The organism is Massilia sp. Masssp94 (genome assembly GCF_059491305.1).
Map to the genome: position 1 here is coordinate 4,994,873 of NZ_CP168501.1, position 14,881 is coordinate 5,009,753.

16 protein-coding genes are annotated in these 14,881 nt (G+C 66.5%); 13 read left to right on the top strand and 3 right to left on the bottom strand.

From position 1 onward, the window contains the following. Entirely contained in the window at window positions 1–465 is a 465-nt protein-coding gene (locus tag ACEN9G_RS22140; protein ID WP_483126976.1) for a toxin co-regulated pilus biosynthesis Q family protein, read from the top strand. 107 nt (window positions 466–572) lie between these two features. Then, a complete protein-coding gene (locus tag ACEN9G_RS22145) occupies window positions 573–1,106 on the top strand; it encodes an RNA polymerase sigma factor (protein ID WP_413344480.1) in 534 nt (177 codons plus the stop codon). Here ACEN9G_RS22145 and ACEN9G_RS22150 read toward each other — a convergent pair whose 3' ends face one another. Continuing rightward, complete coding sequence (locus ACEN9G_RS22150) at window positions 1,107–1,778, bottom strand: response regulator transcription factor (protein ID WP_413344481.1); 672 nt, start codon at window positions 1,776–1,778, stop codon at window positions 1,107–1,109. It abuts the gene before it with no gap. Window positions 1,779–2,115: 337 nt separating this feature from the next. On the opposite strand from ACEN9G_RS22150, the gene ACEN9G_RS22155 reads away from it, so the two are divergent. From ACEN9G_RS22155 to ACEN9G_RS22185, 7 genes are all read left to right on the top strand, one after another. Continuing rightward, on the top strand, window positions 2,116–2,985 hold the full coding sequence (locus tag ACEN9G_RS22155; RefSeq protein WP_413344483.1) for an STAS domain-containing protein: 870 nt from the start codon (window positions 2,116–2,118) through the stop codon (window positions 2,983–2,985). Window positions 2,986–2,994: 9 nt separating this feature from the next. Beyond that, on the top strand, window positions 2,995–3,351 hold the full coding sequence (locus tag ACEN9G_RS22160; protein WP_036230674.1) for an STAS domain-containing protein: 357 nt from the start codon (window positions 2,995–2,997) through the stop codon (window positions 3,349–3,351). Next, entirely contained in the window at window positions 3,351–3,818 is a 468-nt protein-coding gene (locus tag ACEN9G_RS22165; protein WP_413344485.1) for an anti-sigma regulatory factor, read from the top strand. The genes ACEN9G_RS22160 and ACEN9G_RS22165 overlap by 1 nt, the downstream gene beginning before the upstream one ends. Continuing rightward, window positions 3,806–4,834 (top strand): SpoIIE family protein phosphatase, encoded by a 1,029-nt coding sequence (locus ACEN9G_RS22170; RefSeq protein ID WP_483126979.1) that lies wholly within the window; start codon window positions 3,806–3,808, stop codon window positions 4,832–4,834. The genes ACEN9G_RS22165 and ACEN9G_RS22170 overlap by 13 nt, the downstream gene beginning before the upstream one ends. Beyond that, window positions 4,831–6,168, top strand: a complete 1,338-nt coding sequence (locus ACEN9G_RS22175; protein WP_413344571.1) for a sensor histidine kinase — start codon at window positions 4,831–4,833, stop codon at window positions 6,166–6,168. Before ACEN9G_RS22170 ends, ACEN9G_RS22175 begins: the two co-directional genes overlap by 4 nt. A gap of 10 nt (window positions 6,169–6,178) precedes the next feature. Continuing rightward, the gene (locus ACEN9G_RS22180; protein WP_483126980.1) at window positions 6,179–8,071 is read left to right on the top strand and encodes a hybrid sensor histidine kinase/response regulator; all 1,893 of its coding nucleotides are present in this window, start codon (window positions 6,179–6,181) and stop codon (window positions 8,069–8,071) included. Between the two features lie 171 nt (window positions 8,072–8,242). After that, on the top strand, window positions 8,243–8,431 hold the full coding sequence (locus ACEN9G_RS22185; protein WP_075796307.1) for a hypothetical protein: 189 nt from the start codon (window positions 8,243–8,245) through the stop codon (window positions 8,429–8,431). A 39-nt stretch (window positions 8,432–8,470) separates the two neighbouring features. Here ACEN9G_RS22185 and ACEN9G_RS22190 read toward each other — a convergent pair whose 3' ends face one another. Both ACEN9G_RS22190 and ACEN9G_RS22195 read right to left on the bottom strand, forming a co-directional pair. After that, the gene (locus tag ACEN9G_RS22190; protein WP_483126981.1) at window positions 8,471–9,889 is read right to left on the bottom strand and encodes a M16 family metallopeptidase; all 1,419 of its coding nucleotides are present in this window, start codon (window positions 9,887–9,889) and stop codon (window positions 8,471–8,473) included. An 11-nt stretch (window positions 9,890–9,900) separates the two neighbouring features. Continuing rightward, a complete protein-coding gene (locus ACEN9G_RS22195; protein WP_413337364.1) occupies window positions 9,901–11,253 on the bottom strand; it encodes a M16 family metallopeptidase in 1,353 nt (450 codons plus the stop codon). A gap of 304 nt (window positions 11,254–11,557) precedes the next feature. On the opposite strand from ACEN9G_RS22195, the gene ACEN9G_RS22200 reads away from it, so the two are divergent. The 4 genes from ACEN9G_RS22200 (at window position 11,558) to ACEN9G_RS22215 (ending at window position 14,802) form a co-directional block, all read left to right on the top strand. Further along, window positions 11,558–12,331, top strand: a complete 774-nt coding sequence (locus ACEN9G_RS22200; protein ID WP_056137030.1) for a GIN domain-containing protein — start codon at window positions 11,558–11,560, stop codon at window positions 12,329–12,331. 62 nt (window positions 12,332–12,393) lie between these two features. Beyond that, on the top strand, window positions 12,394–13,008 hold the full coding sequence (locus tag ACEN9G_RS22205; RefSeq protein ID WP_413337363.1) for a tetratricopeptide repeat protein: 615 nt from the start codon (window positions 12,394–12,396) through the stop codon (window positions 13,006–13,008). A 168-nt stretch (window positions 13,009–13,176) separates the two neighbouring features. Continuing rightward, complete coding sequence (locus tag ACEN9G_RS22210; protein ID WP_413337362.1) at window positions 13,177–13,506, top strand: KGG domain-containing protein; 330 nt, start codon at window positions 13,177–13,179, stop codon at window positions 13,504–13,506. A gap of 309 nt (window positions 13,507–13,815) precedes the next feature. Further along, a complete protein-coding gene (locus tag ACEN9G_RS22215; RefSeq protein WP_413337361.1) occupies window positions 13,816–14,802 on the top strand; it encodes an NAD(P)H-quinone oxidoreductase in 987 nt (328 codons plus the stop codon). Window positions 14,803–14,881 lie beyond the last annotated feature (79 nt).

The following is a 14,881-nucleotide window of genomic DNA, read 5'->3' on the forward strand; positions in this document are numbered from 1 at the left end:
ATGCATCCGGTAATTCACTCATCGTACGCCCGCGGCACCCTGGCCGCTTTCGTCATCGGCGCCGTGCTGTGCCTGGCCGCCGGCGGAGCACGCGCCGCGGGTCCCGCGCCGGCCGCCGGCGCGTTCTTTTCGACCACCCCGATCAGGCCGCAGACGTTGGACGACGACGACTGCGACGACGCCGAGGCTGACGCCGTGCCCGCGCGTCCCGCGGCCGTGCCCGTCTGGGAGGTCACGCCGGCCGACAGGACGCTGAAGGCCGCGTTGACGCGCTGGGCCGAGGCGGCGGGCTGGCAGCTGGTGTGGGAGCTGCCGATCGATTACGCGGTGACGGCGCGCACCGGGATCAAGGGCAAGTTCACCGACGCGGTGGAGGCGGTCGCCAGGAGCATGGCGACCGCCGACACGCCCATGAAGGCGATTTTCTACGACGGCAACCGCGTGCTGCGCATCGTCGCCAGGTAACGCGAAAGCTCAACAATTCTCAATGTCTCAGCAATGCTCAAGGATTGGCTTTTTGCGCGAATTCCACTGATATGTTTGATCCATCGCAACGTTACTGGAGATCAAACATGACGATGGAGTCGAATGGCGCCGCCGGCGTACCGCAGGCACTGGACATGGACCAACTGTTCCGCACGCATCACCGTCATCTGCTGCGCTTCGTCCAGCGCTACATGCGCAATCCCGAGGACGCGGAAGATGTCGTCCAGCAGACCTTCATCGAGGCGCTGCGCTGCGCGGACCGTTTTGCCGGGCTCTCCAAGCCGTCGACCTGGCTGTTCGGCATCGCCCTGAACCTGGCGCGGCACCAGGTGCGCCGCAACTGCGCGCAGGCCCACGACGCGCTCGACGAAGCGGCGCTGGAACAGGTGGCCGATGCCCATGGCGACCCGGCCGTGCTGCTGGAGTGGCGCCAGACGGCGGCGATGGTCGACGCGATGCTGAATGCGCTGCCCGCCCGGATCCGCACGACGTTCGAAGCGGTGCTCGACGGGGGCTCGACGTATGAAGAGGCGGCCTGTGAAATGGACATTCCGGTGGGCACCGTCCGCTCGCGCGTGTCGCGCGTCCGGGCCGCCGTGCGCGCCGGATGCGGCCGCTGATTATTCCGGCAGGTCCGGGGCGGATTCGTCCGGGACGGCGGCGGCGTGTTGCGCCGACAGTTCCAGCCGATACCCCTGGCCGTACGCGGTGCGGATGCTGACGCCGCGTTCGGCACCCAGCTGCAGCTTCTTGCGCAATTTGTACACGTGCTGCTCGATCGTGCGACCGGCGACCTCGCTGTCGGAACTCCAGATCGACGTGCCGATGGTCTCGCGCGAGATGTACACGCCGGGCGACGAAAAAAACATCCACGCCAGGCCGAACTCGCGCGACGTCAACATGATCGGCGTGCCGAGGTAGGCGAATTTGCTGCTCTCGCGGTCGAGCGAAAAACCGGCCAGTTCGATGCGGCGGCGCGCGCCGCGCGGATTACTGCGGCGCACCAGCGCATGGGCCCGCGCCAGCAATTCGACCGGTTCGAACGGCCTGACCAGCAGGTCGTCGGCGCCCGCATTGAGCACCAGTGCGGTCATGTGGGCGTCGCGTACGGGCGACATGGCGAGAACCGGCGTATCGTTGCCGGAACGGCAGTTAAGCCAGGACACGATGGCGTCGTCCGGCGTGGGCGCGGCGTCCAGGTCGATGAAGATCAGGTCGAATTTTTGCCGCAGCAGGGCACGAAACAGGACGACTTCGGACGTGAAGTGCGTGCATTCGGCACCGGCTTGCATGAATGCGGCACGGACGACTTTCAGGACGGATGTGTTAGTTATCAAACATGCAATATTCATTCGCATCTTTAACTGAGCCCGATTGTTCGGTAGGGGCGACGCCGCTTGATGCGTGCCGGATGGCGAGGTCGACGTGAATGATGGGTATCATAATTGCAAACGGTTATTTTGTCCTGTTGAATAATCTCTGCCGGAGCCGGACGATAGGGGAAATCCACGTTGTCAATCGTGCCGTGTCATCAAGGAAATGGATGGTATAGTCGGTCATTTGACAGAACTGCCGGGGCCGCAAACTGGTCCAAACGGCACAACCTTTCACTCCAAAAAAGGAATACAGATGACGACCCAGGACTACGCGAACCGCATCAGCCAGCTCATCCAGGATCATCAGGCCGACATCGGCTCGGAGTGGATCGAGCAGCTGGAAGCGCTGACGGTGCGGTCGAGCGTCGTCTCGAAAGACCAGCTGCGCAAGCATTGCCAGCAATTCCTGGCCGCGTTCGCCCAGGCCACGCGCGGCGGCGAACTGCAGAACATGGACCACCGTTCGTGGGACGAAGTGCGCGACATCCTGAGCGAGATCTCGTCGATCCGCGCCAGGAACGGCTCGACCCCGAGCGAGACGGCGACCTTCGTGTTCTCGCTGAAGCAGCCGCTGTTCACGCGCCTGAACCAGGGCTTCGCGGGCGACCCGGCCGCGCTCGCATCGGCCTCGTGGACCATCAGCTCGCTGCTCGACCAGATGGGCCTGTACACCATCGAAGTGTTCCAGCGCGCGCGCGACCAGATCATCGTGCGCCAGCAGCAGGAATTGCTGGAATTGTCGACGCCCGTCGTCAAACTGTGGGAAGGCATCCTCGCGCTGCCGCTGATCGGCACGCTCGATTCGGCGCGCACCCAGGTGGTGATGGAGAACATCCTGCAGAAGATCGTCGATACGGGCGCCTCGATCGCCATCATCGACATCACCGGCGTGCCGACCGTCGACACGCTCGTCGCGCAGCACCTCATGAAAACGATCGCTGCCGCGCGCCTGATGGGCGCCGACTGCATCATCAGCGGCATCCGTCCGCAGATCGCGCAGACCATCGTGCACCTGGGCGTGAATCTGGAAGACGTCGTGACCAAGGCCACGCTGGCGGACGCGTTCCTCGTCGCGCTCGAGCGCACCGGCACGTCCGTCATCAAGCGCACCGCCCACGCCTGAGGACCGCGCATGGAACGCATCCCGATTCTCCGCATGGGCGACCTGTTGCTGGTGACGATCCAGGTCGACATGCACGACCGCCTGGCGATGACCCTGCAGGACGACCTCACCGAACGCATCGTGCGCGACCGCGCCAAGGGCGTCCTGATCGACATCTCCGCCCTCGACCTGGTGGACTCGTTCATCGGCCGCATGATCAGCAACACGGCCGCGATGGCGCGCGTGCTCGATGCGCAGACCGTGGTGGTCGGCATGCAGCCGGCCGTCGCGATCACGCTGGTCGAACTGGGTCTCACGCTGCACGGCGTGAAGACGGCACTCAACGTCGAGAAGGGCATGGCCCTGTTGGGAAAGACTAATTTTTGATGAGCGCTGCTCTCAACAACCCGGTGGTCTTCGAGTCCGAACTGCTCGAGCGGCACCGCCAGGACCGCCTTGACCGCACGGCGCTGCCGCTGCGGTCGGACGAGGACGTCGTCGCGCTGCGCAAGCACGTGCGCGAGCGGGCCGTCGCGATCGCGCTGTCGCTCGTCGACCAGACCAAGCTCGTGACGGCGGCCAGCGAGCTGGCGCGCAACACGATCAAGTATGGCGGCGGCGGCATGGTCTACCTCGATGCGCTGACGGACGGATTCCGCAAGGGCGTCGGCCTGATCTTCATCGATAACGGACCGGGCATCCCCGACCTCGAGATGGCGCTGCGCGACGGCTACACGACGGGCGGCGGCCTGGGGCTCGGCCTCGGCGGTTCGAAACGCCTCGTCGACGAATTCGGCATCGATTCCCGCGCGGGAGAGGGCACTGCGGTGTCGGTCGTCAAATGGAAACGCTGATCAGTTCGCTGTCGCCGCAGCTCAACTTCGCCATCACCCACGCCAGCGACGTCTCGGCCGCGCGCCGCGCCGGGCAGAAGCTGGCGGATACGCTCGGCTTCGACGACGTCAAGGCCGGCCGCCTCGCGATCATCATCACGGAAGCGGCCACCAACATCCTCAAGCACGCGGGCGAAGGGACGATCAGCATCATGCGTACGCAGTCCGGCGTCGCGATGCCGGGCGTGGACGTCGTCGCCGTCGACAACGGGCCCGGCATCGCCGACATCGACTTCGCGCTGCGCGACGGCGTCTCGACGGCCGGCACGGCGGGCACGGGCCTCGGTGCGCTGCGCCGCCAGGCCGATGAATTCGACGCGTGGACCCAGCACGGCCGCGGCAGCGCCTTCTTCATGCGCATCTGGCAGGGCGCCGCGCCACCCGAACCATGTGGCATCGAAGTGGGCGCGCTGTGCATGCCGCTCGCCGGCGAGGACGAGAGCGGCGACGGCTGGGGCGTCACCTGCGATCTCGATGGCGCGACCCTGCTGGGCGTGGATGGACTCGGTCACGGGCCGGAAGCGGCAAAGGCCGCCGCCGGCGCCATCCAGGCGCTGCAAAAGCGTCCGGCCGCTCTGCCTTCCGAAGTGCTGCACACGGCGCACGAACTGCTGCGCATCACGCGCGGTGCCGCGATGTCCGTGGCAAGGATCGACTACAGCGGCGGCGACATCCGTTGCGCCGGCATCGGCAACGTGGCCGCCGTCGTGTTCGACGGCGCGGCGCGCCGCGCGCTCGTGTCGCACAACGGCATCGTGGGGCACAACATGCGCAAGGTGCAGGAATTCACCGCGCCGTTCCCGCCCGGCGCGCTGTGCGTGCTGGCCTCGGACGGCATCCAGACCCAGTGGGACCTCGGCGCCTATCCGGGCCTCCACGTGCACGCGCCCGCGCTCGTGGCGGCCGTGCTGATGCGCGACTTCATCCGCCGCCGCGACGACGCGATGGTGCTGGTCGCGCGCCGGAGAACGTCATGAACGTGCAGCGCATCCTGGCCGTGGGCCTCGACGCCGAGCAGGACGTCGTGCTCGTGCGCCAGCGCGCGCGCCAGGTCTCGCACCTGCTCGGGTTTTCGCAGCAGGACCAGGTACGCATCGCCACCGCCGTCTCGGAAGTGGCGCGCGGCGCCTGCCAGGCCGGATTTGGCGGCCGCGCCGCGTTCCTGATCCGCGAGGCGGGCCGGCGCCAGTCGCTCGAGGTGACGATCAGCGGCGGCAAGGGCGCGCAAGGCAGCTTGCCGGACGATGCCGTCGTCACCGCGCACCGCCTGATGGACGAGTGCGACGTCGCGCGGGACGAGCAGGGCGCCGGCGTGATCACGATGCGCAAGGCGCTGCCGCCGCAGCTGTGGATCGACAATGCGCGCCTGGCCGAGGTCGCGGCGCAGCTGGCCAAGGACAGCCCCGTCGCGAACACGTACAACGAACTGGAGCTGCAGAACCGCGAACTGGTCGCCACGCTGGCGGAACTGCGCGAGCGCCAGGAAGACCTGCTGTCGCTGACGCGCGAACTGGAAGACACGAACCGCGGCATCGTCGCGCTGTACGCCGAGATCGAGGACAAGGCCGAGCGTTTGCGCCGCGCCGACGAGATGAAGTCGCGCTTCCTGTCGAACACGAGCCACGAACTGCGTACGCCGCTGTCGTCGATCCGCGCGCTGGCCAAGCTGCTGCTGGACCGCATGGACGGCGACCTGACGCCGGAACAGGAGCGCCAGGTGCGCTTCATCGAGGCCGCCGCGGCCGACCTGTCGGAACTCGTCAACGACCTGCTCGACCTGGCCAAGATCGAGGCGGGCCGCGTCGAGGTGGTGGTGGCGCCCATCGTCGTGGACAACCTGTTCCGCGCGCTCAAGGGCATGCTCCGTCCGCTCGTCGACGAGGCGCGGGTCGACCTGATCTTCGAACCGTGCGACTATGTCGAGGCATTCGATTCGGACGAGGGCAAGATCTCGCAGGTCCTGCGCAATTTCATTTCGAACGCCCTGAAATTCACCGAGCAGGGCGCGGTGCGCGTGTCGGCCTTCCATGACCGGGGGGCCGACACGATCACGTTCGCGGTAGCCGATACCGGGATCGGCATCAGCCCGGACAACCTGCAACTGATCTTCGAAGAGTTCAGCCAGATCGAACACCCGCTGCAGCGGCAGAGCAAGGGCACGGGGCTCGGCCTGCCCCTGTGCCGCAAGCTGGCGGATCTACTCGGCGGCCGCGTGGACGTGGTCAGCCAGCCCGGCGTCGGCTCCACCTTCAGCCTCGTGCTGCCGCGCTTCTTCCCGGCCCAAACTGTGCAGCGCAACGCTGGAACCTGAGGAACGCAACATGACTACCCCGACCTTGATCCTCAACGTCGACGACAACGACGGCGCCCGCTACGCCAAGACGCGCATCCTGCAGAGCGCCGGCTTCGACGTCGTCGAGGCGAGCAACGGCACCGATGCGCTCAATGTCGTAAAGCGCGGCGGCGTCGCGCTCGTGCTGCTCGACGTGAAGCTCCCGGACATCAACGGCATCGAGGTGTGCCGCCGCATCAAGGCCGACCCGGACAGCGCGATGGTCCTCGTGCTGCAGACGTCGGCCGCGCTGACGGGCCGCGCCGACAAGATCCGCGGCCTGGAGGGTGGCGCCGACAACTATCTCGCCGCGCCGATCGAGGCCGACGAACTGGTCGCCAACGTCAACGCGCTGCTGCGCATGCGCCAGACCCAGAGCGCGTTGCGCGACAGCGAGGAACGCTTCCGCCAGCTCACCGACAACATCGAGGACGTGTTCTGGATGTTCTCCGTGCCGGCGCGCGCGCTCGAATACGTGAGCCCCGCGTACGCGACGATCTGGGGCCGCCCCATCGACACGCTGGAGCGCGAGCCGGACAGCTGGCTCGCGGCCGTGCATCCGGACGACCGCGCCTACGTCGCGTCGCTGTGGGATGCGCTGCAGGCCGCACCGCACTACGAAGCCGAATTTCGCGTGATGATGCCGGACGGCTCGCCGCGCTGGGTGCGCGACCGCCTGTTCCCCGTGCGCGACCGGCGCGACGAGGTGTATCGCGTGGCGCGCGTGACGAGCGACATCACGCGCCGCAAGGAGATGGAAGCGCTGCTGCGCGCGGCCGACGCCAACAAGAACGAATTCCTCGCGACGCTCGCGCACGAGCTGCGCAATCCGCTGTCGCCGATCCGCAATGCGGCGGCGCTGCTGGGCGCGTCCGGCAACGGCGCCAACGAGCACCAGGCGCGCGCGCGCGACGTCATCACGCGCCAGGTCGACCATCTCGCCCACCTCGTCGACGACCTGCTCGACGTGGCGCGCATCTCGGAGGGCAAGATCGTCCTGCGCCAGGAAGAGGTCGAGCTGAAAGGCGTGATCGCCCAGGCGGTCGAAACGGCCGGTCCCCTGATCGCGGCGCGCGAGCACAAGCTGGACGTCGTCCAGCCGGACCGCCAGATCTGGCTGCGGGGCGACCCGGTGCGCCTCGCGCAATCGATGGGCAACCTGCTGCACAATGCGGCCAAGTTCACGCCCAAGGGCGGCAGGATCAGGGTCGAGGTGACGCTCGCCGACGCCGTCGTGCGCATCGCCGTGCGGGACAACGGCATCGGCATCGCCGAGGACAACCTGTCGCGCATCTTCGGCATGTTCGCGCAGGCGGCCGTCCCGCCGGACCGCGCACCGGAAGGCCTCGGCATTGGCCTGTCGCTCGTCTCGCGCCTGCTCGAGATGCACGGCGGCCGGCTGTCCGCCACGAGCCCCGGCATCGGCCTCGGCTCCACGTTCACCGTCGAGCTGCCGGTGCTGCGCACGGCGGAGCAGGGCGCGCAGGCGGCCGAGGCACCGTCCAGCGCACCGGCGCCGGCGTCGGGCGGCCGCAAGATCCTGCTCGTCGACGACAACGTCGACGCGATGGAGATGATGGCCTTCCTGCTGGCCGAGATGGGCTACGAGGCGCACACGACGGCGGATGCCGGCAACCTCGTGCAGATGGCGCTGGAGCTGCGGCCGGACGTGATCGTGCTCGACATCGGCCTGCCGGGCGTGGACGGCTACGAACTGGCGCGCATGCTCAAGCGGCATCCGCAGCTGGCCTCGACCCGCCTCGTCGCGCATACCGGCTACGGTTCGCCGGAAGACCGGCGCAAGGCGCAGGAGGCGGGGTTCGATGCGCACCTCGTCAAGCCTGCCGAGCTGGAAGACCTCGAAAAAGCGTTGCAAGGCTGATTTGCGTTCCGCGTGGGCACAGGGTGCCCACCCTACGGATGCGCGGCAGTTCAACGTGCGTCAGCGGTAGGGTGGGCAACCCGAGCCCACGCGTTCAACGTGCGTCAGCGCACGTACATCCGCACGTCATCGGCCTAATCTGGCGCCATCCACTTACCGATGGAGGCCATCATGCCGAAGGGAGCGAGCCCGAAACGCGAGCGCGAATACAAGAAGCTCGAGACGGAATTCAAGAAGGAACACCGTTATCCCGGCCGCGAGGAAGAGGTCGCGTCGCGCATCGTGAACAAGCAGCGCGCGGAGCACGGCGAGACCAAGCAGTCGTCGAGCGGCGGTTCCAAACAGTCCGCGAAAAAATAAAGCCTCCCGGGGGAGGCTTTTAGCGTAGAGCGGGAACGGTCACTTGTCGCTGACCGTAAAGTCCCCGAACGCCTTCAACTGCTCGCCGACGGCCTTCGAATCGCCCACCACGACGATGGACTGGTTCTCCGGCGCGAAGTACTTCTTCGCCACGTCGCGCACCTGTTCCGGCGTGACCTTTTCGATCAGCGGCACGTACTGGCCCAGGAACTCGGCCGGCAAGCCCACGAGCCAGTTGCTGGACAGGGTGTTCGCCACGGCGCGCTGCATCTGGTTGCTCAGCAGGTAGCCGCCCGCCACATAGCGCTTGTGCATCTTCATCTCGTCCGCCGGGACGAGGTCGGCGCCGATGCGCTTGTACTCGTTGAAGTACTCGGTCAACGCGGCGCCCGTGACTTCGTTGCGCACGTCCGCGCCGCCGACGATGCCGCCGCCTTCGCGCAGCAGGCGCGCGCCGGCCGAGGCGCCGTAGGTGTAACCCTTCTCCTCGCGCAGGTTGATGTTCACGCGGCTCGAAAAGCCGCCGCCCAGGATCGTGCTGGCCAGGCGCAGCGGAATCTGGTCGGAAGCCGTCGCGGCGATGCCCGGGCTACCGAGGCGCAGTGTCGACTGCACGCTGCCGCCCCGTTCCAGCAGCAGGCGTACGGGTTTTGCCGTGGCCGGGGCCTTCGGCACCTCGGCTGACGCCGGGCCGCTTGCCTTCCAGTCGCCGAACGCCTTCTGCGCGAGTTTCAAGGCATCCGCTTCCTTGATGCGGCCCGTGATCACGAGCAGCGCGCGCTCCGGACGGAAGCGCTTCGCGTGCTCGGCGCGCAGCAGGTCCTGCGTGGTCGATTCGATCGCTTCGGCCGTCGGCGTCATGTGGCCGTACGGGTGGTCGCCGTAGATCGCGCGGCTGATCGCGCGTTCGGCGCGGAAGCGCGGCTGCGTCTCCGAGACGCGCAGGCTTTGCAGCGCGTTGGCCTTGGCCAGCGCCACTTCATTCTCGGGGAAGGATGGCGTGCGCGCGACTTCGGCCAGCAGCTGCATCATCGGCCCGGCCTGCGACGCGAGCGCGCTGGCCTGGACCGCGATGCCGTCCGCGCCGGCGCCGGCGGCCACGGAGCCGCCCATGCCCTGGGCCGCTTCCGCGATCGCGCGCGAGTCGCGTTTCGCCGTGCCTTCATTCAGCAGGCCGGCCAGCAGTTCGGCGAAGCCCGGGTGTTTCGCATCGTCGGCGGCGAAGCCCGCGTCGCGCACGGCCAGCACCATGTCCACGCGCGGGATGCCGGTGCGCGGCACGATCCACACCTGCAGGCCATTCGACAAGGTCTTCTTGCCGATGTGCGGCACGGGCAGCGGTTTGTCTTTTGCGTAGGCCGGCATCGCGGCCGGCATCGTTTCTTTCGGCACGTCCGCGGCCTGGGCCGAGTGGGCGAACAAGGCACCCACGATCATCGTCAGCATCAGTTGTTTCATCGGGGCGCTCCTCATTTCTTGACTGCCGGTTTGCGGTCGATGACGGTGCGGTTCGCCTTCGTCAAATACGTGGCGGCCACGCGCTGCAGGTCGGCGGACGTCACGCCCTCGATCCAGCCGGGCACCTTGTTGACGACGTTGGCGTCGCCCCACAGCGTCTGCAGCTTGGCGAGCGTGTCGGCGCGCGACAGGATGTTTTCCAGGTCGTTGTTCCAGTCCGCGAGCATGCGGGTCTTCACGCGCTTCAGCGTGGCGGCGTCGACGCCGTCCTTGACCACTTTCGCGATCTGCGCGTCCATCGCGGCCAGCATCGCGTCGGCGCTGCTGTTCGGCTTGTACAGGCCGAACACGGTGAACAGGGTGGGGCCGCCGTATTCGAACGGACCGGTGAGGCCGAAGCCGCCCTGGACGTTCAGCGCGATCTCGCGGCCCTTGACGAGATTCAGGTAGAACAGCGACGCGTCGCCGCCCGCCAGCAGTTCGGACAGCACGGCCATCGGCGCCTGGTCCGCGCTGCCCTGCGGCGGCACTTTCCAGCCGACGGCGACGGCCGGCACCTGCGCCAGCGCGTCGCTTTGCTCGATGCGTTTTTCCTGTGTGTTCAGGCCTTCCGTGAAGTCGGAGCCTTTCGGCACGGGGCGGGCCGCGATGCCGCCGAAGTACTTCTGCGCGAGCGCGAAGGCCTGCGCGGGCGTGACGTCGCCGGCGATCGCCAGCACGGCGTTGTTCGGGCCGTAGTAGTCGCGGTGGAAGGCGCGCACGTCGTCGAGGTTCGCGCCTTCGAGGTCTTCGAAGCTGCCGTAGCCGTCGTGGTTGTTCTCCCATTTCTGGAACGCGAGCTGGCTGATGTCGAGCCAGAAGAAGCCGCCGTACGGCTTGTTCTTGACGTTCACGCGGATCTCTTCCTTGACCACGTCCTGCTGGTTCTTCAGGGTGGCCGGGTTGAAGTCGAGGGTCTTCATGCGGTCCGCCTCGAGCCACAGGATCGGCTCGAGCGACGACACGGGCGCCGTCTCGATGTAGTTCGTGAAGTCGGGACGCGTGGAGCCGTTGTTGTTGCCGCCGCCGCCCGTGATGGCGCGGTCGAACACGCCCTTCGGCGCATTCGGCGTGCCCTGGAACATCAGGTGCTCGAACAGGTGGGCGAAGCCGGTGCGGTTGCGCGGCTCCAGGCGCATGCCGACGTGGTACACGACGGACACGCCGACGGTCGGCGAACTATGGTCTTCGGAGACGACGACCGTCAGGCCGTTGTCGAGCTTCTTGACGTTGACCGGCAGGGTCCACTGGTCGCTGGTCGCGGCAGCCGCGGTCAGCGAGAGCGACACGCCGGCCAGCAGGGCGGGCAGGTAGCGCAGGCGCATTGATCACCTTTTATGAAGTTATGGGGCAGGGCATCGAATTTATCTTAACGCAACAAATGCAGGGCCGGCATGAAATGTTGATACATACATCGATGACAAACGGTGACAAACGGTGACATTTGAAGGCGGCCCGGCGCGCGATAATGACCGGCTCGCCCATGCATGCCAGCCCGCCCCCGGTGTCGCTCAGGTGGTCATTTTTGCAGTTCGTCGCAATTCGCTGGGCCGGGCGGGGCCGTCCGTTTATCCTGTTTTCCATAAACACCAACCCTTACAAAACAAAAACAGGAATTCGGAGAATCGGATGAACAGGATTTTCTCGCTCGCCCCCGTCGGTGCCGCCCTGTGTGTCGCGCAGTTGTTCGTCCTTGGGCTCGCGCATGCCGCCCCGGACCTCGCGACCGAAACGCGGCCCGTCGATGCCCGCGTCGTACGGGTCAAGGTCGACGGCGCCGTCGACCTGAAGATCCGCCAGGGTGCCACGCCGGCCCTGACGCTCAAGGGCGAATCGCGCTACCTGGAGCGCACGATGACGTCGCAGAACGGCGATACGCTGAACATCGATACGGACATCCGCGGCCACGTACGCACCGGCTCGCTCCATGCGGAACTGGTGTTGCCGGCCCTACGGGCGGTGACGTCCGAAAGCCTCGGGACGACGGATATTTCCGGCTTTTCCGGCGACGAGCTGGAACTGACCCTGGACGGCGCCGGCTCGATGAAGATCGCGGGCAGCTACCGCCTCGTGCGGGCCAGCCTGGGCGGCATCGGCAGCATGGAGATGCAGGGCCTGAACGGGGAGGGCGTCGAACTGAACCTGCAGGGTGCGGGCTACATCTCGCTGGCAGGACGCGCGAAATGGCTGAAGGCCGACCTGGGCGGTCTGGGCAACCTCGACGCGCAGCAGTGTAACGCGGACTCCGTCGACATCGACCTGTCCGGCCTCGGCAACGCGCGCGTGACGGCGCGCCAGAACGCGAACCTGAATTTGTCCGGCATGGGTTCCGTCACGGTGTACGGGAAGCCCCAGAACCGCAAGGTCGCGGTCGACGGGCTGGGGAAAGTGAGCTGGAAGTAAAAGAAGATTTATCTCGAAACAAAAGAACAAAGAGGCGAGGCCTCACGAATCCGAACGAGACGATGAGAAAACTGACCGTTGCGATCCTGTTCGCGCTGGGCCTGCACGGTAGTGCGATGGCGGGCCTCGCGGAGGGCGCCAATGCCTACAATGCCCGCAACTATGCGCTGGCCCTGAAGGAAATCACGCCGCTTGCCAAGGCTGGCAACGCGGACGCGGAGCATTTGCTGGGCCTGATGTACTACATGGGCCGCGGCGTGCCGCGCGACTACAAGCAGGCGTTCGCCTGGCACTACAAGGCGGCCGTGCAGGGCAAGGCCGACGCGCAATACGTGATCGGCGCCATGTACTACACGGGCAATGCCGTGCCCCAGGACCAGAAACTGGCCGTGCAGTGGTTCCGCAAGGCCGCCGAGCAGGGCCATCCGGATGCCCAGCACGCGCTCGCCCTGATGTACCGCTACCACGTGGCGGGCATGCCGCAGGACCTCGTCATCGCCTACATGCTGTGCAACCTGGCGGCCGCCAACGGCCACCGCAATGCCATCGAGCAGCGCGCTTCGCTCGTCAAGCAAATGAGCCAGGAACAGATCGACGAAGCGCAATCGATGTCGCGCAACTGGAAACCGGGCACGCCGCTGCCGACGCAATCGCACACGGGCAACGGCGGTTCCTGAACTTTCTGTTGCCCTCAAATGTAAGGACGATGCCGACCCGGGTATGAGGCATCGTCCTACGCGCGCATGGCCAAACCTTGGTGTTCCGCTCGCCTTCTCGGGGCTACGATGAGGACCTCTGAAGCAGTTTTCATGAGCTTTACGACAACTCAACCATTGGAGGCAATCATGGCAAACCAAGGCAACAATCAAGGCGGCAACAAGGGCAACAACCAGAGCGGCGACACCAGCAACCGCGGTTTCGCATCGATGGACCCGCAGAAGCAGCGTGAAATCGCCTCGGAAGGCGGCAAGGCTGCGCACGCCTCGGGCAACGCCCACGAGTTCACGTCGGAAGAGGCACGCCGTGCCGGCTCGATGAGCCACAAGAACGACGGCGGCAGCCAGCAGAACCAGGGCGGTGGCGGCAGCCAGCAAAGCGGCAACAGCACCCGCGGCGGCACGCCGGAGCAGCACGCCAAGGCCGGCTCGCAGAGCCACAAGAACGACAAGAAGTGATGTGACCCGGACGCGGCGGGCAGGCCGCGTGCACTGGCGTCGCCGGTGAGCTCGCATGCTGCCCGGCCGTTCTGTATCGCACCCATGACGTTCCCGACACCGCCAGCCCTTCGAGGCTGGCGGTGTCGTTTCGTACGTCCGGCCGGCTACTACACGATCTGTGAGCTATGCAGTAAATTTACTACATTTTGTCATTAAATGAGCATTTTCTTGCTCATTGTTAGCGATAGCAGCCATTTTCTGGCGCGGCATGCTTGGGTGATCAGGGCCAATGGGGTAACATTGCTCATCATTTAACTAGGGTATGCCATGCGTGCTATCGAAATTGTCCAACCCGGTGGGCCCGAGGTGCTTCAGCCTTGCGAGCGCCCCATGCCCGAGCTGAAGCCGGGCGAAATCCTCATCCGCGTCCACGCGGCCGGCGTCAACCGGCCTGACGTGTTCCAGCGGCTGGGCCAGTATCCCGTCCCGCCCGGCGCGTCCGACCTGCCGGGCCTCGAAGTGGCCGGCGAGATCGTCGACGGCGACCTCGGCGACAGCGGATTCAGGAAAGGCGACCTCGTCTGCGCCCTCGTGCAGGGCGGCGGCTATGCCGAGTACTGCGCGGCGCCGCTCGCGCAATGCCTGCCGGTGCCGCAAGGCTTGACGGCGCTCGAGGCGGCCGCGCTGCCGGAAACCTTCTTCACCGTGTGGAGCAACGTGTTCCAGCGCGGCGCGCTGGGCGAAGGCGAGACGCTGCTCGTGCAGGGCGGCAGCTCCGGTATCGGTACCACGGCGATCCAGCTGGCGAAGGCGCTGGGCCGCCGCGTGTTCGCGACGGCCGGCAGCGCCGACAAATGCCGCGCGTGCGAAGACCTGGGCGCCGAGCGGGCGATCAACTACAAGACCGAGGACTTCGCGCCCATCGTCAAGGAACTGACGGGCGGGAAGGGCGTCGACGTCGTGCTCGACATGGTCGGCGGCGACTATGTGGCGCGCGAGGTGTCATGCCTCGCGGACGACGGCCGCATCGTCATCATCGCCCTGCTGGGCGGGGCGAAGGCGAACGTCGACCTGGGCCAGGTGCTGCGCCGCCGCCTGACGATCACGGGTTCCACCTTGCGTCCGCGCCCGGTGGCGTTCAAGGCACAGATCGCGCGCGAGTTGCGCGAGCGCGTGTGGCCGCTGCTGGCAGCTGGCCGAATAAAACCCGTCATCTACAAGACGTTCCCGCTCGAAGAAGCCGCCGCCGCGCACACGCTGATGGAAAGCAGCGCGCACGTGGGCAAGATCATGCTGCGTGTCGCCGGGCACTGAACAAGACAATGAAAAATACAATGAATAAGCGACTGAACAACCGTGCCAGGCCCGGTTTGACCGGTTTTTCAACGCCCGT